General features: G+C 66.9%; 19 protein-coding genes and 1 riboswitch. Of the genes, 8 read left to right on the forward strand and 11 right to left on the reverse strand.

All coding sequences use genetic code 11. The annotated features are described in order from the left end of the window. Positions 1 to 43 precede the first annotated feature (43 nt). Together LRM18_RS11480 and LRM18_RS11485 are read right to left on the reverse strand one after the other, a co-directional pair. Positions 44 to 2521 carry an acyl-CoA dehydrogenase gene (locus LRM18_RS11480; RefSeq protein WP_053506718.1) on the reverse strand — a complete coding sequence of 826 codons (2478 nt, stop codon included), beginning with the start codon at positions 2519 to 2521 and terminating at the stop codon, positions 44 to 46. Next, positions 2518 to 3435: an alpha/beta hydrolase gene (locus LRM18_RS11485; RefSeq protein WP_057493488.1), complete on the reverse strand. Its 918-nt coding sequence runs from the start codon at positions 3433 to 3435 to the stop codon at positions 2518 to 2520. The genes LRM18_RS11480 and LRM18_RS11485 overlap by 4 nt, the downstream gene beginning before the upstream one ends. A 152-nt stretch (positions 3436 to 3587) precedes the next feature. Between LRM18_RS11485 and LRM18_RS11490 the strand changes: the two genes are divergently transcribed. Continuing rightward, the gene (locus LRM18_RS11490; RefSeq protein ID WP_005418411.1) at positions 3588 to 4190 is read left to right on the forward strand and encodes a TetR/AcrR family transcriptional regulator; all 603 of its coding nucleotides are present in this window, start codon (positions 3588 to 3590) and stop codon (positions 4188 to 4190) included. Between the two features lie 137 nt (positions 4191 to 4327). Here the strand turns inward: LRM18_RS11490 and LRM18_RS11495 are convergent, their stop codons facing one another. The 3 genes from LRM18_RS11495 to LRM18_RS11505 all read right to left on the reverse strand — a co-directional run bounded on the left by LRM18_RS11495 (position 4328) and on the right by LRM18_RS11505 (position 9325). After that, a complete protein-coding gene (locus LRM18_RS11495; protein ID WP_064239024.1) occupies positions 4328 to 7081 on the reverse strand; it encodes a TonB-dependent receptor in 2754 nt (917 codons plus the stop codon). Positions 7082 to 7466: 385 nt separating this feature from the next. Continuing rightward, positions 7467 to 8315, reverse strand: a complete 849-nt coding sequence (locus tag LRM18_RS11500) for a hypothetical protein (RefSeq protein WP_049469298.1) — start codon at positions 8313 to 8315, stop codon at positions 7467 to 7469. 116 nt (positions 8316 to 8431) lie between these two features. Then, a complete protein-coding gene (locus LRM18_RS11505) occupies positions 8432 to 9325 on the reverse strand; it encodes an Hsp33 family molecular chaperone HslO (RefSeq protein WP_049469301.1) in 894 nt (297 codons plus the stop codon). 77 nt (positions 9326 to 9402) lie between these two features. Between LRM18_RS11505 and mtgA the strand changes: the two genes are divergently transcribed. The 3 genes from mtgA (at position 9403) to LRM18_RS11520 (ending at position 11626) form a co-directional block, all read left to right on the forward strand. Further along, a complete protein-coding gene (gene mtgA / locus LRM18_RS11510; protein ID WP_049469305.1) occupies positions 9403 to 10152 on the forward strand; it encodes a monofunctional biosynthetic peptidoglycan transglycosylase in 750 nt (249 codons plus the stop codon). Positions 10153 to 10215: 63 nt separating this feature from the next. Continuing rightward, complete coding sequence (locus tag LRM18_RS11515; RefSeq protein WP_049469308.1) at positions 10216 to 11235, forward strand: glycosyltransferase family 2 protein; 1020 nt, start codon at positions 10216 to 10218, stop codon at positions 11233 to 11235. After that, positions 11195 to 11626: a CBS domain-containing protein gene (locus tag LRM18_RS11520; protein WP_049469311.1), complete on the forward strand. Its 432-nt coding sequence runs from the start codon at positions 11195 to 11197 to the stop codon at positions 11624 to 11626. The genes LRM18_RS11515 and LRM18_RS11520 overlap by 41 nt, the downstream gene beginning before the upstream one ends. Positions 11627 to 12107: 481 nt before the next feature. Here the strand turns inward: LRM18_RS11520 and LRM18_RS11525 are convergent, their stop codons facing one another. The 4 genes from LRM18_RS11525 to LRM18_RS11540 form a co-directional block, all read right to left on the reverse strand. Next, complete coding sequence (locus LRM18_RS11525) at positions 12108 to 14081, reverse strand: AsmA family protein (RefSeq protein WP_270954578.1); 1974 nt, start codon at positions 14079 to 14081, stop codon at positions 12108 to 12110. An 81-nt stretch (positions 14082 to 14162) separates the two neighbouring features. Next, positions 14163 to 14801 (reverse strand): hemolysin III family protein, encoded by a 639-nt coding sequence (locus LRM18_RS11530; protein WP_049465643.1) that lies wholly within the window; start codon positions 14799 to 14801, stop codon positions 14163 to 14165. A gap of 160 nt (positions 14802 to 14961) precedes the next feature. Continuing rightward, positions 14962 to 16566, reverse strand: coding sequence for a peptide chain release factor 3 (locus LRM18_RS11535; protein ID WP_049428108.1), 1605 nt, complete (start codon positions 16564 to 16566; stop codon positions 14962 to 14964). A 66-nt stretch (positions 16567 to 16632) separates the two neighbouring features. Beyond that, complete coding sequence (locus LRM18_RS11540) at positions 16633 to 17517, reverse strand: M23 family metallopeptidase (protein WP_270954582.1); 885 nt, start codon at positions 17515 to 17517, stop codon at positions 16633 to 16635. A gap of 148 nt (positions 17518 to 17665) precedes the next feature. Next, positions 17666 to 17784: riboswitch (SAM riboswitch) on the forward strand. 77 nt (positions 17785 to 17861) lie between these two features. Here LRM18_RS11540 and LRM18_RS11545 point away from each other — a divergent pair. The 3 genes from LRM18_RS11545 to LRM18_RS11555 are packed head-to-tail and all read left to right on the forward strand — an operon-like array spanning position 17862 to position 21189. Continuing rightward, on the forward strand, positions 17862 to 18893 hold the full coding sequence (locus LRM18_RS11545) for a homoserine O-succinyltransferase (protein WP_049465649.1): 1032 nt from the start codon (positions 17862 to 17864) through the stop codon (positions 18891 to 18893). Continuing rightward, the gene (locus tag LRM18_RS11550) at positions 18890 to 20125 is read left to right on the forward strand and encodes an O-succinylhomoserine (thiol)-lyase (RefSeq protein WP_049465652.1); all 1236 of its coding nucleotides are present in this window, start codon (positions 18890 to 18892) and stop codon (positions 20123 to 20125) included. The genes LRM18_RS11545 and LRM18_RS11550 overlap by 4 nt, the downstream gene beginning before the upstream one ends. Next, a complete protein-coding gene (locus LRM18_RS11555) occupies positions 20122 to 21189 on the forward strand; it encodes a homoserine dehydrogenase (RefSeq protein WP_270954585.1) in 1068 nt (355 codons plus the stop codon). Before LRM18_RS11550 ends, LRM18_RS11555 begins: the two co-directional genes overlap by 4 nt. Positions 21190 to 21244: 55 nt before the next feature. Here the strand turns inward: LRM18_RS11555 and LRM18_RS11560 are convergent, their stop codons facing one another. Next, positions 21245 to 22240 (reverse strand): alpha/beta hydrolase, encoded by a 996-nt coding sequence (locus LRM18_RS11560; protein ID WP_270954586.1) that lies wholly within the window; start codon positions 22238 to 22240, stop codon positions 21245 to 21247. A 204-nt stretch (positions 22241 to 22444) separates the two neighbouring features. Further along, positions 22445 to 23827 carry an L-serine ammonia-lyase gene (locus LRM18_RS11565; protein ID WP_049456519.1) on the reverse strand — a complete coding sequence of 461 codons (1383 nt, stop codon included), beginning with the start codon at positions 23825 to 23827 and terminating at the stop codon, positions 22445 to 22447. Between the two features lie 100 nt (positions 23828 to 23927). Between LRM18_RS11565 and LRM18_RS11570 the strand changes: the two genes are divergently transcribed. Next, positions 23928 to 24158 carry a glutaredoxin family protein gene (locus tag LRM18_RS11570; protein WP_053461085.1) on the forward strand — a complete coding sequence of 77 codons (231 nt, stop codon included), beginning with the start codon at positions 23928 to 23930 and terminating at the stop codon, positions 24156 to 24158. Positions 24159 to 24200: the final 42 nt, after the last annotated feature.

Here is a 24200-nt window from a genome sequence, read left to right on the forward strand (position 1 = left end):
GCGGGCCGAGGCCCGCCGTCGAGGCAACGCGTGTCGCGGGCGATCAGGCGGCCTGCGAATGCGGATCCTTGTGCTGGCGGTCGTAGTAGCTGGCCGCGCGCAGTTCGTGGGTGTCGAAGTCGTCCACGGTGATGGTGTCCAGGGTCAGCGTGCGCAGCTCTTCCAGCAGGCTGCGCTCGTCCTGAGTGATCACGCCCTCGGCCACGGCCTCGTCCAGCTGTGCCTTGAAGTCCAGCGCCTCGATGCCCTTGCTCTTCAGCGCCTTCAGGAACTTGCGCTCCACCGGCTCGGCCATGATCGCCTTGCTCAGGTAGCTGTTGATGCGGCCACCCGGGTTGTTCTCGCAGGGGGTCAGGAACACGCCACTGGCCAGGCGGTCGCGGGCTTCGTTCGGCGCCATCAGCAGGGCGGCGACGCGGCGGCTCAGGCGGTCGCCCGGAGCCTCGGCACGACGGCCCAGCGGGAAGATCAGCGCCCACATCAGCCAGCCGATCGGACGGATCGGGAAGTTGCGCAGCGCGGCCGACAGCGACTCTTCGATCTTGTGCACGCTGTCATGGAAGGCCCAGGCCAGCAGCGGCTGGTCGGCCTGCGGCGCGCCTTCGTCGTGGTAGCGCTTGAGCATGGCGCTGGTCATGTAGACGTGGCTCAGCACATCGCCCAGGCGGCCGGACAGCGATTCCTTGAACTTCAGCTTGCCGCCCAGGGTCATCATCGAGATGTCGGCCATCAGCGCCAGGTTGGCCGAGTAGCGGTCCAGCTTGCGGAAGTAGCGGCGGGTGTAGGCGTCGCCCGGGGCGGCACCGAAGCGCGCGCCGGTCAGGCCGAACCAGAACGAACGCACGGCATTGGAGATGCCGAAGCGGATGTGGCCGAACAGGCTGCGGTCGAACTCCTGCAGGCCGGCGCGGGTATCCGGATCCTGCGCGGCCTTCATTTCCTTCAGCACCCACGGGTGGCAGAGGATCGCACCCTGGCCGAAGATCAGCAGGCTGCGGGTCATGATGTTGGCGCCTTCCACGGTGATAGCGATCGGCGCGGCCTGCCAGCTGCGGCCGGCGAAGTTGCGCGGCCCCAGGATGATGCCCTTGCCGCCGATCACGTCCATCATGTCCGAGATCACTTCGCGGCTCATGGTGGTGCAGTGGTACTTGGCGATGGCCGACGGCACCGACGGCACGTCGCCACGGTCGACCGCGGCAGCGGTGGCCTGCGACAGTGCGCTGATCTTGTAGGCCTTGCCGCCGATGCGGGCCAGTGCTTCCTCGACGCCCTCGAAGCGGCCGACCGACAGGCCGAACTGCTTGCGGATGCGGGCGTAGGCGCCGGTGACGGCAGCACCGGCCTTGGCACCACCACTGGCGGTGGACGGCAGGGTGATCGAGCGGCCCACGGCCAGGCACTCGTTGAGCATGTTCCAGCCCTTGCCGGCCATGGCCGCGCCGCCGATCAGCTGGGTCAGCGGAATGAACACGTCCTTGCCGCGGATCGGGCCGTTCTGGAACGTCGAGTTCAGCGGGAAGTGGCGACGGCCGATCTCGACGCCGGCGGTGTCGCGCGGCAGCAGGCCCAGGGTGATGCCGATGTCGCGGGTGTCGCCGATCAGGCCATCCGGGTCATACATGCGGAAGGCCAGGCCGATCAGCGAAGCCACCGGGGCCAGGGTGATGTAGCGCTTGTCGAAGGTCAGCTTGACGCCGAGCACCTGCTCGCCGTTCCACTCGCCCCTGCAGACAATGCCGTAGTCCGGAATCGAGGTGGCATCGGAGCCGGCGAACGGACCGGTCAGACCGAAGCAGGGCACTTCACGGCCATCGGCCAGGCGCGGCAGGTACTGGTCCTTCTGTTCCTGGGTGCCGTAATGCACCAGCAGTTCACCCGGGCCCAGCGAGTTGGGCACGCCGACGGTGGAGCTGACCACCGAGGACACCGAGGCCAGCTTCTGGATCACCTTGTGGTGGGCCAGCGCGGAGAAGCCCAGGCCACCGTATTCCTTCGGGATGATCATGCCGAAGAACTTGTTCTTCTTGATGAAGGCCCACAGCTCCGGCGGCAGGTCGGCATGGACGTGGGTGATTTCCCAGTCGTTGACCATCGCGCACAGCTCTTCCACCGGGCCATCGAGGAAAGCCTGCTCTTCGGCGGTCAGCTGCGGCTTGGGGTAGTTGAGCAGGATGTTCCAGTCCGGATCACCGGTGAACAGTTCGCCCTCGAAACCGACCGAACCGGTTTCCAGCGCGATGCGCTCGGTCTGCGACAGCGGCGGCAGCACCTTGCGGAACACCTTCATCATCGGGCCGGTCAGCAGCGGCTTGCGGATGAACGGCAGCAGCAGCGGCACGGCGATGACGGCCAGCACCGCTGCGGCGACGATCGTGGCGGTCTGGTTGACGTAGGGAATGAACCAGCAGGCGACCAGCAGGGCCACGCTGATCAGCGTCCAGGTAACCAGCCGCATGCGGTGGTAGGCGACGAACGCGCCTGCCAGCAGCAGGGCGAGGAAGGGAAGAACGATGCTCATGAGCGTGCTCCGGTGACGTGCTCGTTTGTGGCGGACGAAGCCGCAGCGTCCGCTGCGGGCAACACGTCCAGATAGTCCAACACAGTAGCGGTAAAGGCGTCGTTGTCATCGCCGGCGACCATGTGCGTGGCCTGCGGCAGCTGTACATGGCGAGCGTGCGGCGCCAACGCCAGGAATTCGGCCACGGTCTGTGGCGTGACCAGGTCGCTGCGGCCGCCACTGACCAGCAGCAGCGGGCACTTCACCTGGCGCGCTGCGTCGGCCAGCGCATCCTGATGCTGCTCGCTGTCGCGGGCCAGTTCGGCCACCAGGCGCGGATCCCAGTGCCAGCGCCAACGCCCGTGGCCGTCCTCGCGCAGCAGCGCACGCAGCGACTGCTCGGATTTGCGCGGACGGTGGGGCATGTAGGCCGAAATCACGTCGGCGGCCTGGGTCAGCGAGGCGAAGCCGTCGGGATGGGCGGTCATGAAGGCGAGGATGCGCTCGACACCGGCGGTATCCCAGCGCGGGGTGATGTCGACCAGCACCATCGCCGAGAACAGCCCCGGCCAGCGCGACTCGGCCAGCAGCCCGAACAGCCCGCCCATCGAGGCGGCAACCAGTACCGGCGGGCGCGGCTGTTCACCGGCCAGCACGATCAGGTCGTCGGCGAACTGTTCGCCGTGATAGGGCAGGTCGGCGCCATTCCAGTCGGAATCGCCATGGCCGCGCGCGTCGTAGGCCAGCGTCTGCAGGCCGGCCGCGCTCAGTGCGCGGGCGGTGGCATTCCAGGCGTGGCGGGTCTGGCCGAAGCCATGCGCGAACAGCACCCGGCCGCGCCGGCCATGGTCGCTTACGGTCGCCGCCAGGCGAGCGCCATGGGCGGCGTCCAGGCGCAGGTCATGAAACGCAGCGGGAGTTGGGGACGTAACCATACTTGCTAGTATGGATCGCTTCCGAGGGAAGTCAATACTGCATGGTATGGTGCGCTGCGGAAGGTGCCTGGAGAGGGGCTCACGGGACCCTGTGACGGTTTCGACCGCAACCGCGTACTGCAACGAACCCCGGCGTATGGTTAAATCAGTCCATGAATCAACCTGACGCTTCCGCCGGCGAACCGCGCGCCGGCCGCAACAGCCGCCTGAGTGCCGAAGACTGGGCCCAGGCGGCCCTCGATCTGATTGCTGAACAAGGTGTCGGCGCCGTCGCGGTGGAGCCCCTGGCTCGGCGACTGGGTGTCACCAAGGGCAGTTTCTACTGGCATTTCCCCTCGCGCGACGCATTGCTGCAGGCGGCACTGGAACGCTGGGAACTGTTTGAGCAGGAACAGGTATTCGGCAGCCTGGAAGACGTGCCGGATCCGCGCGTGCGCCTGCGCCAGCTGTTCCAGATGGTGGCGCATGAAGTGCAGCCGCATATCATCTACAGCGAATTGCTGAAGGCGCTGGACCATCCGATGGTGCGGCCGGTGATCGACCGGGTCTCGCAGCGTCGCCTCGACTATCTGGTCGCCTCGTTCCGACAGGCCGGCCTCAGCTCGACCGATGCACGCCATCGCGCGCGCCTGGCCTATGCCGCCTACGTCGGCTTCCTGCAGTTGTCGCTGCAGCTGCAGCAGCCCAAGCAGGCGCGCGAGGACTTCGAAGCGTACGTCGAGCATCTGATCGAGACGCTGATTCCGAACGGATGAGCGTCCCGGGATCAGGGTGAACAAGGACCGCGGCGATGCCGCGGTTTTTTTTCAGGCGGCGCAGCCCCTTTCCAGGCGGCATAACGAACAACGGCCCCTTGCGGGGCCGTTGCGGCATCAGCTGATCGGAGTACCGATCAGAACTTCTGCTTGTACTGCATGTACATGTAGCGGCCCGGCAGGTCGTACTGCGGGTCGAACATGTTGTACGAGGTCGAGTAGGAAACCGGCGGATCCTTGTCCCACACGTTGTTCAGGCCCACCATGATGATGCCGTTCCACGGAGTGTTGTAGCGGAACTGGACGTCGTGGTAGGTCGTCGCACCCATATGGTTCTTGCCATTCGCACCGTCGGAGCAGTAACCCACCAGATCGGCATCGCCAACCGGATCGAACGGGCAGGCCTCGGTCATGCCGGACTTGTAACGCAGACCGTAGTTGACACCGAAATCACCGTACGACCAGTCAACGTAGACGTTGGAGCGGATGCGCCAGTACGGATCCTGGTCCAGATAGCGGCCGGCTCGGCCGTCAACCGGTGCGTCGTCGGTCGATTGAGTGTCCCACTTGGAAAGATAGGTGCCATCCAGGCTGATGGTGAACTGGCCGATCGAAGTCTCCGGCAGCTTGTACTGGATGCCCAGATCCCAACCTTCCACCTTGTAGGACGAGAGGTTCTGCAGCGGCATGTCGACATTGGTGATCGTGTAGCGCTGGGTCGAGGTGCCGTAGTTCGGATCACGCGTGATCAGGCCGCAGTAAGCTGCCTGTTCCTGCGGCGAACCGCCGTAGCAGCGATCCATGATGTCCTGGATTGCAGGACGGGTAATGGCGTCTTCGATCTTGATCTGCCACCAGTCCAAGGTCACGTTCAGGCCACTGACGAAGCTCGGGCTCCACACCAGACCCAGCGTCTTGCTGGTCGACGTTTCCGGCTTCAGATTCGGATTCGACTTCCAGGTAAACGCTTCTGGGGTCTGCTTGTTGGCACCGCTGCCGGCACCGGGCTGCTGGAAGTTCGCCGGGACGCCTTCGGCGGCGCACTGGGCGGCAACCGCACCGGTGCGACGACCGCTGGAAGCGGAGCAGGGATCGGCGTAGGTTTCAAACGAATCGGTGTTGCCGCGATACAGATTGTTGATGCTCGGAGCGCGGAAGCCCTCTGAGTAGTTGCCGCGGACCATCAGTTCATCAATCGGCTTCCAGCGGAAACCGAATTTGTTGTTCGTGGTGTTGCCGAAGTTGCTGTAGTCAGAGAAGCGCGAGGCGACGCTGAAGTCGAGCAGCTTGGCACCCGGCAGATCGGCCAGCACAGGGATCGAGAGTTCCAGGAAGAACTCGTCCAGGTCGTAAGCGCCCTTGGTGGGTGCCGCACCGTTGCCAGTGCTAAGGCCTGCGGCGATGAAGGCATCTGGATCGAACTGGCCGCTTTCTTTACGACCCTCATAGCCGGCCGCAAAGCCCAGCGGACCCGCCGGGAGCTGCACGATTTCACCGGAGATGTTGGCGTAATAGCTCTTGGAAACCAGGCTGGCAGAGTCATGCGCCGTGAATGAAGCGTAGTCCAGCGCAGCCTGCGAGATGGAACCCAGGCCACCCAGCGGGTTGATCGGTACGCAGCCAGTGATGACCGCACCGGCAGAGGTCAGGCAGACCGGCTGACCGTCGCGGATCGCTGACGGACCGTAGGCTTCCGCCAGGCGCTGGCGATTGAACAGGCCGTAGGTCAGGTCATTCTGGTCGGTCTTGTCGTAGCGGTAGCCGACATCCCAGTCGAAGTTCCTGTCAGCGATTTCGAAGAAGCCTTCGAAGCCCCCGTAGAAGTGCCAGTTCTTGACGTTCTGATTGAACGAGCGACCGCCGGTTTCATTGAAACGACGCGATACGCTGGTCAGATCCACACCGTAGGGGTTGTAGATGCTTGAGGCGCTCAGACGCTGGCCGGTCACGGGCATGGCCGCCAACAGCTGCTCGGACTTGCGCTCGTTGTACATCGCCTCGGTGCGGAAAATCACATTGTCGGTGATGTTGTACGAGCCAATCGCGAAGAGCGAGGTGCGCTCGTTCGGGGTCAGCAAGTAATTGTCCGGAGAAGTGTTGTAGCCGTGGACATTGGCGTTGAACGGAGTTTCAACGCCATTGATGATGACGTAGCGCTGGTCATTGCGGATGTACGAGCCCGGCAGGCCGGTGCTGCTCTGGCCGCCAAAGAACGGCGGGCCGCCGGCGGAGATCTTGCGATCGCCAGCCATCACTTCCTTTTCGTTCACGTAGGACGCACCGAGCACGAGTGACGCGCGATCAGTGGTGGTACCAATGGTGAAATCGGCCGCTTCGCGTTCGCCATCACCGGCGCTGTACTGGCCCTTGTAGAAGTTCGCCTCCGCACCGTCGAAGTTTCGCTTGGTGATGATGTTCACTACGCCGGCAATCGCATCCGAACCGTAGATGGTCGATGCGCCGTCCTTGAGGACATCGATGCGCTCAATCATCGCGGTTGGGATGGTGTTCAGGTCGACGCTGCCGTCCAGGCCGGTGGTCCAGCGGCGGCCATTGACCAGCACGAGGGTCCGCTCAGCGCCCAGGTTGCGCAGGCTGACGCCGGCCGAGCCGTCACCACCATTGTTGAAGGTGCGGTTCAGCGCGGCACCGTTGGCGGAAACTCGCTGGAGGATGTCGGCGACCGAGGTCACGCCCTGCTTTTCAATGTCGGCGCGAGTCAGGCTCAGAACCGGTTGCGATGTTTCAATGTCAGTGCTCTTGATCCGCGAACCGGTGACCGAGATACGGTCCAGGTTGGTGGCTTCCTGGGCATGGGCCGTCGCGACAGTGGCACCGGCGACAAGCGCGATCACGACTGCGTCGCGCAGTCGGCTGGACTTGAGTTTCATTGGCTCTCTCTCTCTCCAAGAAATCTTGGCTGGGGTTAGTGCCCGGCGGGGGAGCGAAAATGCGCTCCCAAATCGCGAGGCTGACCCGATAGTAGCGGGCGTTCGCCAAGAATTAAAGCTGTGTTAATCAAGCCTGTATTTCTGGCCAAGATCGGCTTTATCCATGCCAATCAATGTGTTGCTGAAAGGAGGGGCCCGTCATGCCTCGTTTGTTAACAAGGAATGATGAAAAAAGTTTCCGTTGTTATGTATCCGAGTATTTCGGCGCGTTGTGTTTCATTTCCCAGCGACCATTGCGAACGCGTCGTTGTGCGTCTGGCACGCACATGCAAAGGGCGCCTTTCGGCGCCCTCGGGTCTGTCGCTGCACAGCGTGACTGCCGGGATCAGAGATCCTGTTCGTAACGGACATACGGCACGGTGCCGTCGTCGTTGCTTTCATTGCGCGGGGAGAACGGGTTCTTGCCGCGGCTGATCACGTTCTCGGCGCCGACGGTGAGCTGGCCCGACCACGGGGTCCGCCAGGTCAGGCCGATGCCCAGGCCTTCCCACTTGCCGGGCTTGCCCGGGACGTCGACCACGCGGCCGATGATGCTGCCGGTGAAATTGCCGTAACCGGCACCGAGGCTCAGGCTCTTGCTGTCCCAGCGATCGACGAGGGCCGGCGAGGCGTCAGCCAGCGGGACCAGGCGGGCCTTGGCATAGGTGCCGGCGATGGACACGAAGCCTTCGCGACCGATGTTCTTCTGCGCGAACACGGTCAGATCGTTCTGCTCGGCACGCAGGGAGGGCGTCTTGTTCGGGCCCGACAACCAGGCCGGCAGGGTTTCACGGCCGGTGCCGGCGGTGATGCCCAGGCGGCTGCTGCCACGGTTCAGTGCCGCGGTGCCGGTGAAGCGGCGGCTGTTGAGGTCATCGTCGTCGCCCAGGCTGGCCAGCATGCAGTGGCTGGCCAGTCCGCTGATGCTGGTGCCGCTGCTGCTGTTGCAGAGCAGGCCCAGCGAATCGCCGGACGACAGGCCAAAGGCCGCGTCCAGGGAATTGCGGCCGAAATGCCAGCGGGCGCCGGCCGCCTGTTCGCCGGTCGGCTCCAGGTACAGCAGCGCCTCGACCTTGCCGCTGCCCTTGTTCCATACCGGCAGCACGGTGCGGGTGTCCTTGCTCTGCGCATGCGCGCCCGTGATCGCGCCAAGGGCGATCAGCAGGGCCAGCGGTAGACGCAGGAAGGTACGCATCGGACCAGTTCAGACAGGGACAGACAACGGAAGTTCCCGTGGGGACGGGAACTTGATCCTAGGGTGTTTATGAATTCTTAACAAGCCTTGATCCTCCCCAGGTACAAGACTGCCGTTCATTGAAGCCGTTCAGGCGCCGGTACAGCCCCCTGGGCGCCGTGGAACAGTATGCCGAACTCCGTCAATGGAAAGTGATACTCACGCCCGCAGAATTCGCAACGCACCTCGACCGCGCCGGTGTCCTCGGCGGCCGCACGGGCTTCTTCCTCGCCCAGTGACTGCAGCATGCCGGCCACCCGCTCGCGCGAGCAGGAGCAGGCGAAGGACAGGGGCTTGCTGCCCAGCAGTTCCGGCCGCTCTTCGTGGAACAGGCGGTGCAGCAGCGCTTCGGCCGGGGTGGCCAGCAGTTCGGCCTTGCCCAGGGTTTCGAACAGGGCGCTGGCACGCGCCCAGCCGTCCTCGTCGCCTTCGTCGCCCGGCAGCTTCTGCAGCAGCAGGCCGGCGGCGCCGTTGCGGTCGGCGGCCAGCAGCAGGCGGGTCGGCAGCTGTTCGGACTGGCGGAAATAGTCTTCGAAGGCTTCGTCCAGTTCCGGCGCGGCCAGCGCAACCAGGCTCTGGTAACGCTGCGGCTCACGCGGATCCAGGCCGGGGTTCTCGATGGTGATGGCGAGGATGGCGTCATCGCCGAGGCTGGACAGGTCACGCGGCGCGTCGGCGCCCTCGCTGAGCTGGGCGATACCGCGCAGCGTGCCGGCGGCGGTGCATTCGGCGAACAGGGTGCGCAGCGCGGTGCTGCTGCGCAGCTGCACCGACAGGCGGCCGTCGATCTTGGTGTGGCCGGTGAACAGTGCCGAAGCGACGCAGGCCTCGCCGAGCAGTTCGGCAGCGGCGTCCGGGTACGCCGCGTGGGACAGGATTTCCTGCCAGGTGGCCTGCAGGTGCACATGCACGCCGCGGACGCCGGCGGCGGGGAGCAGGAAGCGGATCAGGGAATCGGGGTTGGCGGTCATCGGCTCACATCGCGCGTAAACGGGGGCGGTTGCCGGATAATGCGCCGACAACCAGACAGAAGAAGGATGCACCAGTAATGGGGGCAGCGGGAGAGCAGCACAAGGTAGAGGCGGCGGCCACCGCGCCGCGCCGGCGGCGCTGGCGCTGGAAGCGGCTGCTGTGGCTGCCGGTGCTCCTGGCTGCTTTCAGCTGCCTGCAGGTGCTGGTGCTGCGCTTCATCGACCCGCCGGTGTCCACGGTGATGCTGTGGCGCTACGGCGAGGCGCTGGGCGAGGCGGACTGGTCCTATCGGCTGCATTACCAGTGGCGCGACCTCGACCAGATGGCGCCGAGCCTGCCGATCTCGCTGGTGGCCGCCGAGGACCAGCGCTTCCCCGACCACAACGGCTTCGACCTGCAGGCCATCGAAAAGGCCCGCGACCACAACGCCAGGGGCGGGCGCCTGCGCGGCGCCAGCACGATCAGCCAGCAGGTGGCCAAGAACCTGTTCCTGTGGCAGGGCCGCAGCTGGATACGCAAGGGCCTGGAAGTCTGGTACACGGTGCTGATCGAGGCGCTGTGGCCGAAGGAGCGGATCCTGGAGATGTACGCCAACATCGCCGAGTTCGGTGATGGCGTGTACGGGGCACAGGCGGCGGCGCAGAAATTCTGGGGCAAGGACGCGGCCCGGCTGAGCCCGGCCGAGAGTGCGCGCCTGGCTGCGGTACTGCCGGCACCGCGGCGCTACAACGCGGCCGCGCCCGGGCCTTACGTGCAGCGGCGTGCCGCCTGGATCCAGCGCCAGGCGCGCCAGCTGGGGGGCGCGTCCTACCTGTCGGAGGACTGAGGCGCATACGGCGTGATCGTCATGCGACCGGCCGCGTGCGTGCCGGCAACGTACAATCCGGGCATGACCCGCGAACGGCTCACCTTCGTCATCGCCGCCTACAACGAGGCCCTGGCACTGCCGCTGCTGCATCCGCGGCTGTGCGCGGTGCTCGACGGCATGCCCGACATCGAGGGTCACATCCTCTATGTGGACGACGGCAGCCACGACGGCACCTGGGAGGTGATTGCCGGGCTTGCGCAGGCCGATGCGCGCGTATCGGCGCTGAAGCTGTCGCGCAACTTCGGCAAGGAAGCGGCGCTGACGGCGGGCCTGGACCTGGTGCACGAAGGCGCGGCGATGATCCTGGATGCCGACGGCCAGGACCCGCCGGAGCTGGTGCCGCAGTTCGTCGCCCGCTGGCGCGAGGGCCATGACAACGTCTACGGCACGCGCATGGCCCGCGATGGCGAGGCCTGGATCAAGCGCGCCACGGCAGCCATGTTCTATCGGGTGATGGGCCGCCTGTCGCGTACACCGATTCCGGCCGACACCGGGGACTTCCGCCTGCTGTCGCCGCGCGCGCTGAGCGCCCTGCGTGGCATGCGTGAGCGCCACCGCTTCATGAAAGGGCTTTTCAGCTGGGTCGGATTCAAGCGGATCGCCGTGCCCTATCACCGCCACGCGCGCGTGGCCGGCACCAGCAAATTCAGCCTCTGGCGGCTGTGGAATTTCGCGCTGGAGGGCATCACCGGATTCTCCACCGTGCCGCTGCGGGCGGCCACCTACCTGGGGCTGGCAACGGCAGCGGTCGCCTTCCTGTTCGGCCTGTGGGTGATCGTCAAAGCGGCGCTGTATGGCGACCGGGTGGCGGGCTGGCCGACGATGATGGCGGTGATCCTGTTCCTGGGTGGGGTGCAGCTGATCGCGCTGGGCCTGATCGGCGAGTACCTGGGGCGGCTGTACGAAGAGTCCAAGCAGCGGCCGCTGTACCTGGTTGACGCCTGGCTAGCATCCGCCGTGGCAGACTCGGCCCTGCAACCCACCCTCGGAGGGCAGGCAGATGACCACGGTACGGCAACTGTTGGACGGCAAGTCTCCTGAAGTACATGCGGTCGCGCCGGAAGCGGCGGTGATCGATGCGATCCGATTGATGGCGGAAAAAGGCATCGGTGCGGTGCTGGTGATGGACGGGCCGAAACTGGTCGGGATCCTGTCCGAGCGTGATTACGCGCGCAAGATCGTGCTGCGCGATCGTTCGTCGCGGGATACCGCGGTGGCGGAGATCATGACGGCACAGGTGGTGACGGTGTCGCCGGGCGAGCAGGTGGAGCACTGCCTGCAGCTGGTGACCGACTACCGCATCCGCCACCTGCCGGTGGTGGAGGGCGCGCAGGTGCTGGGGGTGATCTCCATCGGCGACCTGGTGAAGTCGGTGATCGATGCGCAGCGGCGGGAGCTGGACCAGCTGCAGCAGTACATCGTGGCGGGGTGAGGTGTTCGCTGGCGGGCCTGCGGCCCGCCGGCCCGCCAACAGCAAGTGCAGAAGCAGAAGCAGCGCCTTCCTGATACGTCGGAGAGGCAGAGGGCATGGGCGTGCAGGACACGCCGCAAGTACGTCCCTGTAGGCTCGATGGCGCCATCCATGGCGCCAACGGTCCTGCACGGCCATGCCCTCCGCCTCTGGATACATCACCGCGAGCGCGGTGCGTACATGCGCGGTGCCTCGCCTTTGGTAGCTGCCAACCTTGGTTGGCAACCGCTTTTGACTTTGCTTTTTTTTTTGACTTTGAATTTCGCTCTCGTTCCGCGCGCGCAGGAAACTGTCCGGAGCCGGAGCAAGGCGGCAGGCAGGACCGTGAGGCGCATGGATGCGCCGACCGAGCCTACAGGGACGTATTTACGGCGTGTCCTGCCTGTCGCCTTGCTCCGGCTCTACGCGCGGGAAAGGAGGCGCCGCGAACAACGCTGTAACCCTACTTCGCATACTGCCCACCGCAGTCGGCATCCTTGCCCGGCCCCAGTTCGATGGTTGCCAGCAACGCCGCTGGCGGGGCAATGCTGCCCAGCGCCAGGGCCACCGCGCCGCGGATGCCCAGCGCCTTGAAGTCCGGGCGGAACGACGGGTCCTTGAACGTACCGGCGATGTGCAGCGGCGAGCGCAGCACCAGGATGCTCTTGTCCTTCGGGCGCGGTTTCAACAGCAGGTCCAGGGTCTCGTCGCGCAGGCTCACCGTGCCTTCGCCGATGAGGATCGTGTCGGTGGTGTCCACCGCCAGTGCCTGGCTGGTCATCAGGCCGTCGCGCACGCCGAAGTCGGCGAAGGCACACCGCAGGGGAATCTGCTTGTCGCCGGTCACCAGGAATTTCAGCGACTCGGTGATGTCCAGGCCGGCCAGCTCCATCACGAGGTTGCCGACATGGCCGCGGCCCATCGCCAGGCCGACCTTGCCGCTGCTGCTGCCGAGCATCGCCGCGATCGAATTGCCACGGCCGCTCAGGTCCACTTCGCCGCCGATGCCGCCCTTGGCCTGCTCGGCCAGCTTGGCATCGGGGAACAACTGGCCCAGCTGCACGCCGCGCACGCTGGCCTTCAGTGCGGTGCTGATCTGCGGTTGCCGCGCGTCCATGCGGACCGTGCTGCGGATATCGCCGCCGGCGACGCCGAAGTTCAGCGGGTCCAGCCGTAGCAGGCCGTCATCCAGCAGCAGGTGCGCATCCATGTCATCCAGCGGCAGCGACGGAGCGTTGATGCGATGGGCTTTCCAGCGCACGTCGGCATCCATCGCCCGCAGCTTGCCGAGGTTGTAGGGCGTATCGGGCAGCACGCGCGGGCGGGCAGCCACCCGCGCCGCCTCGGCCTTCTGCTCCGCATTGGCGGTTTCGCCACCGCCGGTCTTTGGCGGGGCGCCAACGAAGCCGGCCAGGTCATCGAAGTCCAGGCGCCTGGATTCCAGCGTGGCGGTCAATCGCGGGCGAGCGCCGCCCACGTCGAACTGCAGATTGCCACCCAGGTCGCTGTCGCCGACCTTGCCGGAGAACCGCTCGTAGCGCCAGGTGTCGTGGTCACGCTTGAGGCGGCCGTTCAACGCATACGGCGGGGAGGGCGGGATGGCGATGCCGAGCAGCGGGTAGAGGTCGGCAAGATCCTGCCCGCTCAGCGCGAACTGCAGGTCGAACACGCGCAGCTGGAATGGATTGGTGAGCGTGCCGGTGGCGACGGCGTGGGTAGCGCCGGCGCGGCCGTCAAGGTGGATGCGGAACGGGTGGTCGCTGTCGGTCAGCTCCAGCGGGGATTCGGTGCCACCGCGCAGGGTGAACGGGTTGCCCTGCCAGCGTCCCTTGCCCTGCACCAGCAGCGGCGGCGCGCCGTCGGTCTGCTTCGGTTGGCCGCTGCGCACCTCCATGCGGATATCCGTGCGGCCGAGCGCGTCGAGGAACTGCAGACGACCGTCGTCGATGCGCAGTCGCTTGAGCTGGGGACGTGTCCCGCCGGCGCTGTCACCGAGGAAGTCCCAGTTGCCGGGCTCACCCTTGCGCGGGGCAGTCTGCAGCAGCAGGTCCGGCCGGGTCAGGCGTACTTCGGGCAGTTCCACGCGGCCGCGCAGCAGTGGCCAGAGCCGCACGTCGATCTCGACGCGGTCGGCCGTGGCCATGTTCGGCTGCTTTGCCCAGCGGGCATTGGCGAAGGTGATCGCATCGGCGCGAAGGGTGCTGGTGCGGCCGAGGTCGACGTCGAGATTCCCGATCTGCAGCGCACGGCCGGTGCGGGCCTGCACCGCGCGTTCAACCGGGCCCTTGAACCAGTTCCAGTCCCATAGCGCGATCAGCACCAGCACCGCCGCGAGCAGGAAGACCAGCACGGTCAGCCAGCGGCGGCCCCGGGGACCGGGGCGACGGAGGCGCCAGCGGGGCGAGCGCCGTGCAGCAGGGGAGGCGGCAGCATTCACGCTGCCATGGTTGCCCCCTCATCGTGGACGGGGCGCGAAGCGTCCATGTGCGTGGCGTGCACAAGCGGCGCGGACGCCGGTCTACAGCACCTGCATGGTCACTGCGACGAAGTGGCAGACGCTGCCACCGATCACGAACAGGTGCCAGATCGCGTGCGAATAGGGAATCGATTCGCGATGGTAGAAATAGGTGCCCAGTGTGTACGACAGGCCGCCGGCCAGCAGCCAGCCCAGTGTCCAGCCGTCGATCGAAGCCAGCATCGGCTTGACCGCCACGATCACCAGCCAGCCCATGGCGACGTAGATGGCCGTGGACAGGCGCTTGAAGCGGCCGGTGTAGAACAGCTTGAACACCACACCGGCCAGGGCCAGGGTCCAGATTGCGGCGAACAGGCCCCAGCCCCACGGGCCGCGGAGACCGATCAGGGTGAACGGGGTGTAGGTGCCTGCAATCAGCACGTAGATCGCGCAGTGGTCGAACACCTTGAGTCGCCCCTTGGCGACCGGGTGCTGGATGGCGTGGTACAGGGTCGAGGCGGTGTACAGCAGCAGCAGCGCAATGCCGAACACGATGGCACCGGCCAGCTGCCAGCCATCGCCGTAGATCGCGGCCAGGGTGATCAGGACCGCGCCGGCACCCAGCGCGAACACGGCACCCAGTCCGTGGGTCAAGGCACTTGCGATTTCTTCGCGGATCGAAGCAACGGAAGTCGTGGACATGGCGTAGGCATCGTTCGCGGGGAGGTGGGGACCCGCGCCCCCCTATCATCGCCGCGATGGGCGGGATGTGCACGCCCGTCACCGTATGGTCGATGAATTACCGGCCTGCGCCGGTAGGGGGAGCGCCCTTTCCTCGCGGAAAGGGACCTGACCCCGTTGTTCAGCCCGCCGAAACGGTATGGGCGGCTTCGCGGGTGGCCGAGAAGCGGACATCCGGCGAGCGTTCCTGCGCCAGCTGCAGGTTGACCCGGGTCGGCGCCAGGTAGACCAGGTGCCCGGCGGCATCCAGGGCCAGGTTCAGCGCGTTCTTCTCGCGGAACTCTTCCAGCTTCTTCTCGTTGCTGCAGTGGACCCAGCGCGCGGTGGTCACGCTGACCGGCTCGAAGGTGGCTTCCACGCCGTACTCGTCCTTCAGTCGGTACGCGGCCACGTCGAACTGCAGCACGCCGACCGCACCCAGGATCAGGTCGTTGCTGGTGAGCGGGCGGAAGAACTGGGTCGCGCCTTCCTCGGACAGCTGCGCCAGGCCCTTCTGCAGCTGCTTGAGCTTGAGCGGATCGCGCAGGCGGGCGCGGCGGAACAGTTCCGGCGCGAAGTTGGGGATGCCGGTGAAGGTCACCGCTTCGCCTTCGGTGAAGGTATCGCCGATGGAGATGGTGCCGTGGTTGTGGATGCCGATCACATCGCCCGGCCAGGCCTCGGCCGCGATCTCGCGGTCGCTGGCCATGAAGGTCAGCGCGTTGGCCAGCTTCATTTCCTTGCCGGTGCGCACGTGGAAGGTCTTCATGCCGGCGCTGAAACGGCCGGAGCAGACGCGCATGAAGGCCACGCGGTCACGGTGCTGCGGGTCCATGTTGGCCTGGATCTTGAACACGAAGCCGGTCAGCTTGTTCTCTTCCGGGGCGATCTCGCGGCCGGTGGTCGAACGCGCCTGCGGCGACGGTGCATGCTCGACGAAGAAGTCCAGCAGCGGCTGCACGCCGAAGTTGTTCACGCCGGAGCCGAAGAACACCGGGGTCTGCTTGCCGGCGCGGTAGGCGTCCAGGTCGAACGGGTGGCTGGCGCCCTGCACCAGTTCCAGCTCGTCGCGCAGGTCGGCCAGCATCTGTGCACCGATCTTCTCGGCCAGGCCGGGGGCATCGATGGACGGGAAGATGGTCGAGTCCTGGCGGGTGAAGTTGCGGCCGGGCTCATACAGGTGCACTTCACCGGTCAGCAGATGGACCACGCCCTTCAGGCGCTGGCCCATGCCGATCGGCCAGGTCACCGGCGCGCACTGGATGCCGAGCACGGTTTCCACCTCATCCAGCAGCTCGATCGGGTCCTTGCCCTCCCGGTCGAGCTTGTTGATGAAGGTCATGATCGGGGTGTCGCGCAGGCGGCAGACTTCCATCAGCTTGATGGTGCGCTCTTCCACGCCCTTGGCCACGTCGATCACCATCAGCGCCGAGTCCACCGCGGTCAGCACGCGGTAGGTGTCCTCGCCGAAGTCGGCGTGGCCGGGGGTGTCGAGCAGGTTGACGATCTTGCCTTCGTACGGGAACTGCATCACCGAGGAGGTCACGGAGATGCCGCGCTCCTTTTCCAGTGCCATCCAGTCGGAGGTGGCGTGGCGGGCGGCCTTGCGGCCCTTCACCGAACCGGCCATCTGGATCGCGCCTCCGAACAGCAGCAGCTTTTCGGTCAGCGTGGTCTTGCCGGCGTCAGGGTGGGAAATGATGGCGAAGGTGCGGCGACGCGACGCTTCGTTGGCGACTTCGGACATGGCAGTGGCGCCCGCCCGGGGCGCTTTTCAAAGAGATAAGCGCCCGATTATACCGGCCGGGGCCGGTCAGCGCCCGGTCCCGCCGTCGGCTTCGCCGTGGCGGGCGAACTGCAGCTGGCCCTGTTCGGCGAAGATGCGCACCGGCACCGAGCGCAGGCCCATGCCGCGGTTGACCTGCACCACGAAGTGCAGGTGCGGCGCGCTGCTGTAGCCGCTGTTGCCGGACAGGCCGATCGGCTGCCCGGCCCCCACGGCCTGGCCGCGACGCACGCGCATGCCGCCGGCCTGCAGATGGCCGTACAGGGCCATGCTGCCGTCACTGTGCAGCACGCGGATGAAGTTGGCGCGGGCGCCATCGCGCTCGCGGTCCTGGCCGTTGCCACGGAAGCCATCCTGGATCTGCATCACCGTGCCCTCGCGCGCGGCCAGCACCAGGGTGCCCTCCGGCAGTGCGAAGTCGATTGCATCGTGGTTCTCCTCGTCGCCATGGCTGAACCGTCCCTGCGGCGCCTGGTCCACGCGCAGGCGGGCTGCATCGAAGGGCAGGCGATAGGCAACATCGTCGGCCTGCGCGGCCGGGTTGCCCGGCACCGACTGCAGGCGCAGGTCCAGCGTGCGCCCGTCGATCGGGGCGGGCAGGTGGCCGACCACCAGGCTGCTGTCGCCCTGGATCAGTGACTGCACCGGTAGGCCGTCGACCGGGTGACCGGGGGCCGCGCGCAGTTCGATCTGCAGCGGGCCGGCCAGGGCGTTGTCGATGCGTGCCTGCCATTGCCCGCCGACCGGCTGCAGGCGCAGCTGGGCCATGGGGGCGGCGCCCGCGGACCCGCCTGCGGGCGTCGCCTGGCCAGGCGGGGGAACCAGTCCCCAGCCCTGGCGCCAGTCGTCGGCGTGCACGCTCGCGCTCGCCAGCAGGGACAACAGCAGGCATGACAGGGGCAGGCGCGACATCGGCGTTTCCAGCGGAATGGACCGCCGGGACTGTACCCGATCCTGAACGGGGCGACCGGAACGGACTGCGCAGTGTGGACCTGAAAATATTCATCGCTTTATCCGCATGAAGGGATTGACAGTGCCGGAAAGGGCTGGCATCGTGGCTCCACCATCGAGACCGGCAGAGGGACAGGCCCTTTGAAGCCGGGGCAGCCCGCAGGCGCGCAAGCGTCTGCGTAGGTGCCAAATCCTGCGGGGACCGTGGCGTCCACCGAAAGATGGTTCGAACCATGCACCCCACGTGCATCTCGAACGCGGGCCCCGCGAAGGCTCGATGGCCGATTCCCCAACCGGATCCCGCCATGAGCTTCGCCGCCAGTACCGCCATTCGCTCCGAGTCCTTTGTCCCCGTCAGCGTGCCGGTCGAAGACCGCGTGCATGCCGAGCGCGGCGAGTTCGCCGCGGTGCTGTCGATGCGCCACGCCGGCCCCAGCCCGGTGCGCCTGCGCTATGAGTGGGTCGGCCCGGCCGATGCACCGGTGGTGGTGCTGGCCGGTGGCATCTCCGCGCACCGCCACGTGGCGTCCAATGCACAGTTCGGCGAGAAGGGCTGGGCCGAAGACCTGGTGGGCAGCGGGCGCGCGCTGGATCCGCAGCAACTGCGCGTGCTGGCCTTCGACTTCATCGGTGCCGACGGTGCGCTGGATGTGCCGATCGATACCGCCGACCAGGCCGATGCGCTGGCGCTGCTGCTGGACCACCTCGGCATCCGTGCGCTGAAGGCGTTCGTGGGCTATTCGTATGGTGCGCTGGTCGGCCAGCAGTTCGCGATCCGGCACCGGGCCCGCGTGCGCCAGCTGGTGCTGGCCAGCGGCGCGCATCGCCCGCATCCCTATGCCGCCGCCTGGCGCGCGCTGCAGCGCCGTGCGGTCGCGCTGGGCCAGCTGCAGTGCGGCGAAGACCACGGCCTGGCCCTGGCGCGGCAGTTCGCCATGCTCAGCTACCGCACGCCGGAAGAATTCGGCGAGCGCTTCGACGCCGCGCCGGAAGTGATCAACGGCCGCGTGCGCGTGGCCGCCGAAGACTACCTCGACGCGGCCGGTGCGCAGTACGTCGCGCGCACGCCGGTGACCGCCTACCTGCGCCTGTCCGAATCGATCGACCTGCATCGTGTGGACCCCACCGCGATCCTGCCGCCGACCGTGGTGGTGGCCGTGGAGGGTGACCGCCTGGTGCCGCTGGCCGACCTGGTCGGCCTGGTCGAAGGGCTGGGCCCGCGCGGCAGCCTGCGCGTGCTGCGCTCGCCTTACGGCCATGACGCCTTCCTCAAAGAAACCGATCGCATCGACGCGATCCTCGCCACCGCCTTCCGCACTTCTGGAGAGTCCGCATGAGCCTGCACGCAAACGAGCCGTCCTGTAGTCGCACCACTGCCGCCGTCCGTGCCGGCATCGATCGGGACACCGCGCATGGCGCGGTCACGCCGCCGATCGTGCTGTCGTCGAACTTCAGCTTCGAAGGCTTCGGCAACAAGCGCCAGTACGACTACACGCGCAGTGGCAACCCGACCCGCGACCTGCTGGGTGAGGCGCTTGCGGAACTGGAGGGTGGCGCCGGTGGCGTCATCACCGCCACCGGCATGGGCGCGATCAACCTGGTGCTGAACGCGCTGCTGCAGCCGGGCGATACGCTGGTGGTGCCGCACGATGCATACGGTGGCAGCTGGCGCCTGTTCAATGCGCTGGCCCGGAAGGGACACTTCGAACTGGTCACTGCCGACCTGACCGACCCGCGTGCGCTCGCCCAGGCACTGGCGACCCAGCCGAAGCTGGTGTTGGTGGAAACCCCGTCCAACCCGCTGCTGCGCATCACCGACCTGCGCTTCGTCATCGATGCCGCGCACAAGGCCGGTGCCCTCGTCGTGGTCGACAACACCTTCCTGTCGCCGGCCCTGCAGCAGCCGCTGTCGTTCGGTGCGGACCTGGTGCTGCATTCGACCACCAAGTACATCAATGGTCACAGTGACGTGGTCGGCGGCGCCGTGGTCGCGCGCGATCCGGCGCTGCACGAACAGCTGGTGTGGTGGGGCAATGCGCTGGGCCTGACCGGTTCGCCGTTCGATGCCTTCCTGACCCTGCGCGGCCTGCGCACGCTGGACGCGCGCCTGCGCGTGCACCAGGAGAACACCGCATCGGTCGTTGCCCTGCTGGACCAGCATCCGGCCGTCGGCAGGGTGTACTACCCGGGCCTGGCCGATCATCCGGGCCACGCCATCGCGGCGCGCCAGCAAAGCGGCTTCGGCGCGATGCTGTCGTTCGAACTGGCGCACTGCGCCGGTGACGATCCGCATGCGGCGGTGCGCGCGTTCGTCGATGGCCTGCGCTGTTTCACCCTGGCCGAATCGCTGGGCGGCGTCGAAAGCCTGATCGCCCATCCGGCGACCATGACCCATGCGGCGATGAGCGCCGAAGCGCGTGCGGCGGCCGGCATCAGTGAAGGACTGCTGCGCCTGTCGATCGGCATCGAGGCTGAGCGTGACCTGCTGGCCGATCTCGGCGCCGCGCTGCAGCGCGCCGAAGCGGTGATCGACGCGGCCGCACGCCGCAAACAGGTGGTGGACGCATGAACGCGCTCGCCGCTGAAATTCCCGCGCTGGGCACAGGGCGGCTGGCGCTGCTCGGCACCGGCACGGTCGGGTCGGCCTTCGTGCAGCGTTACCAGGCGTTGCAGGCACGCGGGCTGGAACTGCCCAGCGTGCAGTGGCTGGCCAACTCGCGCACCGCACTGGCGATCGACCGCGATCTGGCGTTGCCGCTGGAGCTGGCGCGCCGCGCACCGCGCGACGGCCTCAGTTCGCCGCCTTGGGCCAGCGCCGAAGGCCTGGAGCGGGGTGATGTGGTGGTCGATGCCACCGCCAGCGAAGAGGTGGCCGCGCGCCACGTGCAGTGGCTGGCGCGGGGCGTGCATGTGGTCACCGCCAACAAGCTCGGCCGCGGCGCGCAACTGGCACGCGCCACGGCCATCGCCGAGAGCTGCGCCGACAGTGGTGCGCGTTATGGCGACAGCGCTACCGTCGGTGCCGGCCTGCCATTGTTGAGCAGCCTGCGCGCGCTGGTCGCCGGTGGCGACCGTATCCATGCCATCGAGGGCGTGCTGTCCGGTTCGCTGGCGTGGCTGTTCCACCGCTACGACGGGCAGTCGCCGTTCTCGGCGGCGGTGCGCGAGGCGCTGGCGGCCGGCTACACCGAACCCGATCCGCGCCTGGACCTGTCCGGCGAGGACGTGCGCCGCAAGCTGCTGATCCTGGCACGCAGCAGCGGGCTGGCCCTGGATGCCGCGCAGGTGCAGGTGGATTCACTGGTCCCGGACGCGCTGGCAGCGCTGCCGCTGGAGGATGCAGTGGCTGCACTGGAGCAGCTGGATGCACCGCTGCAGGCGCGTTGGCAACAGGCACGGGACAACGGCCGCGTGCTGCGTTTCGTGGGCCGTGTTGACGGCCAGGGTGCACAGGTCGGCCTGCGCGAACTGCCGTCCGATCACCCGTTGGCGCAGGGCGCAGGCACCGACAACCGCGTGGCCATCCACAGTGATCGCTATCAGCGCCAGCCGCTGTTGATCCAGGGACCGGGTGCCGGTGCGGAAGTCACCGCTGCCGCGCTGCTGGATGACGTGCTGCGGATCGTGGGTTGATCGCAGGGTGCCTGTAGAGCCGAGCCGATGCTCGGCTCTACAGGAGCACAACCGGTCAGCGTGACTTCAAGGACTTCAGCAACGCGGTGTTGAACTGCTTCGGGTCCTGCACCTGCGGCGAATGGCCCAGTTCGGCGAACTCGACCAGGGTCGCCCCGGGAATTGCCGCGGCCGCCGCCTTGCCGAGCGCAGGATAGTTGCCCAGCGTCGCCTTCACCGCCGGCGGCGCCAGGTCGCGCCCGATCGCGGTGCGGTCCTTCTGGCCAATGAACAGCGTGGTCGGCACCTGCAGGTGCTTCAGCTCGTAAACCACCGGTTGGTTGAACACCATGTCCGAGGCCAGCGCCTGGCTCCATGCAACAGCCTGCTTGCCCGGCCCTTCGTACATGCCCGACTGCATCCGCGCCCACGGTTCGTAGGCCGGCTTCCACTTGCCGTCGTAGTACACCTCCAGCTGGTAGCGGCGGATGCTGTCATAGCTGATGTTCATTTCGCCGGCGTACCACGCGTCCACGCTGCGCCACGGAACGCCCAGCGCCTTCCAGTCCTCCAGCCCGATCGGGTTGACCAGCGACAGGCTGCGCAGGTCCTGCGGGAACATCAGCGCGTAGCGTACCGCCAGCATGCCGCCCATCGAGTGGCCCACCAGATGCACCGGTACCTCGCCCAGCTGCAACTGCTGCAGCAGGGCATGGGTGTTGGCCGCCAGTTGCGCGAACGAATACTGGTAGCGCTCGGGCTTGCTGGATTTGCAGAAGCCCACCTGGTCCGGGGCGATCACCCGGTAGCCGGCGGCGACCAGCGGCTTGATCGATTCCTTCCAGGTGGCCGCGCAGAAATTCTTGCCGTGCAACAGCACCACCACGCCGATCGGTGCCTTCTTCGGCGCGATGTCGAGGTAGGCCATCTCCAGTGGCTGGCGCTGCGATTCCAGCGCGAAGGTCTTTACCGGATAGCCATAGTCGAAGCCCTCCAGCCGCGGCCCGTAGGTGGGCGCGGCCAGGGCAGGCAGCGAAAGGCAGGCAAGCAGGGCGGCGGCGATTACGCGCATGGGGCAATCCGGGGCGGGGGAACCCCGAGCCTAACCGCAACGCGGTGACGGTGTCGCCAGTGCGGGCCAGGGGGGCCGGGGTAGCGTCGACTGTTAGTCGACTGCTCTTCCCTCAGGCCGTGAAAATCCCGCGCTGCGCGCGATAGTCGACTAACAGTCGACTCTACCCGTGGCCCGTCGCCATCGCGCCGGAGCCGGCCGCCCTCAACACTCGATGACGTTCACCGCCAGGCCACCGCGGCTGGTTTCCTTGTATTTGTCCTGCATGTCGCGGCCGGTATCGCGCATGGTCTTGATGACCTTGTCCAGCGATACCTTGTGCTTGCCATCACCGCGCATCGCCATGCGCGAGGCGTTGATCGCCTTCACCGCACCCATCGCGTTGCGCTCGATGCAGGGGATCTGCACCAGGCCACCGATCGGATCGCAGGTCAGGCCGAGATTGTGTTCCATGCCGATCTCCGCGGCGTTCTCGATCTGGCTCGGGTTGCCACCCAAGGCCGCGACCAGGCCGCCGGCGGCCATCGAGCAGGCCACGCCGACCTCGCCCTGGCAGCCCACTTCGGCCCCGGAGATCGAAGCGTTTTCCTTGTACAGGATGCCGATCGCCGCCGAGGTCAGCAGGAAGTCGAACACGCGCTGCTCATTGGCGCCGGGGCAGAAACGATCGAAGTAATGCAGCACCGCCGGCAGCACGCCGGCGGCGCCATTGGTCGGCGCGGTCACTACTCGGCCGCCGGCCGCGTTCTCTTCATTCACCGCCAGCGCATACAGGTTGACCCAGTCCAGCGTGGTCAGCGGGTCGCGCATCGCCGCTTCCGGCTTCGACGACAGCTCGCGGTACAGCGCCGGTGCACGACGGCCGACCTTCAGGCCACCGGGCAGCACGCCTTCCTCGCGGATGCCGCGCGCCACGCAGGACTGCATCGCGCTCCAGATCTCGCGCAGATTGGCACGGATCTCGTCTTCGCTGCGCCAGCACTTCTCGTTCTCGAACATCAGCTGGGCGATGCTCAGGCCGCTGCGCGCGGTCTGCGCCAGCAGTTCGTCGCCACTCTTGAACGGGTAGGGCAGCGGGGTCTCATCGGGCACGATGCGGTCATCGGCCGCATCGTCCTGGTTGACCACGAAGCCCCCCCCGACGGAGTAGTAATCGCGGGTGGCGATCACTTCGTCGTCGGCGTTGTACGCGGTGAAGCGCATGCCGTTGGTGTGGTAGGGCAGCTTCTGGCGCTTGTTCATGCCGAGGTCGCGCTTCTCGTCGAAGGCGATCTCGTGCTGGCCCATCAGCTGGATGCGCTTGCTGCTGCGGATGCGCTCCAGCGTGGCCGGAATGATGTCCGGGTCGATCAGGTTCGGCCGCTGGCCTTCCAGGCCGAGCAGGATCGCCTTGTCGGTGCCGTGGCCGCGGCCGGTCAGCGCCAGCGAGCCGTAGACATCGGCGCGGATGCGCGCGACCTCGTGCAGGCGGCCCGGGTCGAGCAGCCAGCGATGGATGAATCGCTCGGCGGCCTTCATCGGCCCGACGGTGTGCGAGGAACTCGGGCCAATGCCGATCTTGAAAACGTCGAACGTGCTGACAGCCATGGTTGCCGTACTGCGGGTACCGGAAGAGACCGCTATTCTAGCGGTTCACGCCGCAGTTCCATGGCTGCGGCGCAGCATTTCCGCCACGGGAGCCTGGCCGGTGTTGATCCTTATCCAGCGTGACGATTGCCACCTGTGCGATATGGCCCTGGCCGAACTGGCCAGGGCGCGGGCGCCGGAGTTCGAATCGGTGTTCCTGGATGACCAGCCGGCGCTGGAGGCCCGCTACGGCGCGCGGGTGCCGGTACTGCGTGACGAGCGCGGCGACCGCGAGCTGGACTGGCCGTTCGACGCGGCCACGGTGCAGGCGTGGTTGGCCGCCGACCGGTAGTGCCGGCCGCTGGCCGGCACCCCGTCTGTTTCCGGTGATGCC

Source organism: Stenotrophomonas sp. PI_27, from assembly GCF_027854495.1.
Lineage (GTDB): Bacteria > Pseudomonadota > Gammaproteobacteria > Xanthomonadales > Xanthomonadaceae > Stenotrophomonas > Stenotrophomonas pavanii.

Coding starts and splice junctions, on each gene's coding strand:
- LRM18_RS11495 (WP_064239024.1), bottom strand. CDS start 7,081: ATGAAACTCAAGTCCAGCCGACTGCGCGACGCAGTCGTGATCGCGCTT.
- LRM18_RS11500 (WP_049469298.1), bottom strand. CDS start 8,315: ATGCGTACCTTCCTGCGTCTACCGCTGGCCCTGCTGATCGCCCTTGGC.
- LRM18_RS11480 (WP_053506718.1), bottom strand. CDS start 2,521: ATGAGCATCGTTCTTCCCTTCCTCGCCCTGCTGCTGGCAGGCGCGTTC.
- mtgA (WP_049469305.1), top strand. CDS start 9,403: ATGGGGGCAGCGGGAGAGCAGCACAAGGTAGAGGCGGCGGCCACCGCG.
- LRM18_RS11555 (WP_270954585.1), top strand. CDS start 20,122: ATGAACGCGCTCGCCGCTGAAATTCCCGCGCTGGGCACAGGGCGGCTG.
- LRM18_RS11540 (WP_270954582.1), bottom strand. CDS start 17,517: ATGTCGCGCCTGCCCCTGTCATGCCTGCTGTTGTCCCTGCTGGCGAGC.
- LRM18_RS11530 (WP_049465643.1), bottom strand. CDS start 14,801: ATGTCCACGACTTCCGTTGCTTCGATCCGCGAAGAAATCGCAAGTGCC.
- LRM18_RS11520 (WP_049469311.1), top strand. CDS start 11,195: ATGACCACGGTACGGCAACTGTTGGACGGCAAGTCTCCTGAAGTACAT.
- LRM18_RS11565 (WP_049456519.1), bottom strand. CDS start 23,827: ATGGCTGTCAGCACGTTCGACGTTTTCAAGATCGGCATTGGCCCGAGT.
- LRM18_RS11505 (WP_049469301.1), bottom strand. CDS start 9,325: ATGACCGCCAACCCCGATTCCCTGATCCGCTTCCTGCTCCCCGCCGCC.
- LRM18_RS11515 (WP_049469308.1), top strand. CDS start 10,216: ATGACCCGCGAACGGCTCACCTTCGTCATCGCCGCCTACAACGAGGCC.
- LRM18_RS11550 (WP_049465652.1), top strand. CDS start 18,890: ATGAGCCTGCACGCAAACGAGCCGTCCTGTAGTCGCACCACTGCCGCC.
- LRM18_RS11560 (WP_270954586.1), bottom strand. CDS start 22,240: ATGCGCGTAATCGCCGCCGCCCTGCTTGCCTGCCTTTCGCTGCCTGCC.
- LRM18_RS11490 (WP_005418411.1), top strand. CDS start 3,588: ATGAATCAACCTGACGCTTCCGCCGGCGAACCGCGCGCCGGCCGCAAC.
- LRM18_RS11485 (WP_057493488.1), bottom strand. CDS start 3,435: ATGGTTACGTCCCCAACTCCCGCTGCGTTTCATGACCTGCGCCTGGAC.
- LRM18_RS11535 (WP_049428108.1), bottom strand. CDS start 16,566: ATGTCCGAAGTCGCCAACGAAGCGTCGCGTCGCCGCACCTTCGCCATC.
- LRM18_RS11545 (WP_049465649.1), top strand. CDS start 17,862: ATGAGCTTCGCCGCCAGTACCGCCATTCGCTCCGAGTCCTTTGTCCCC.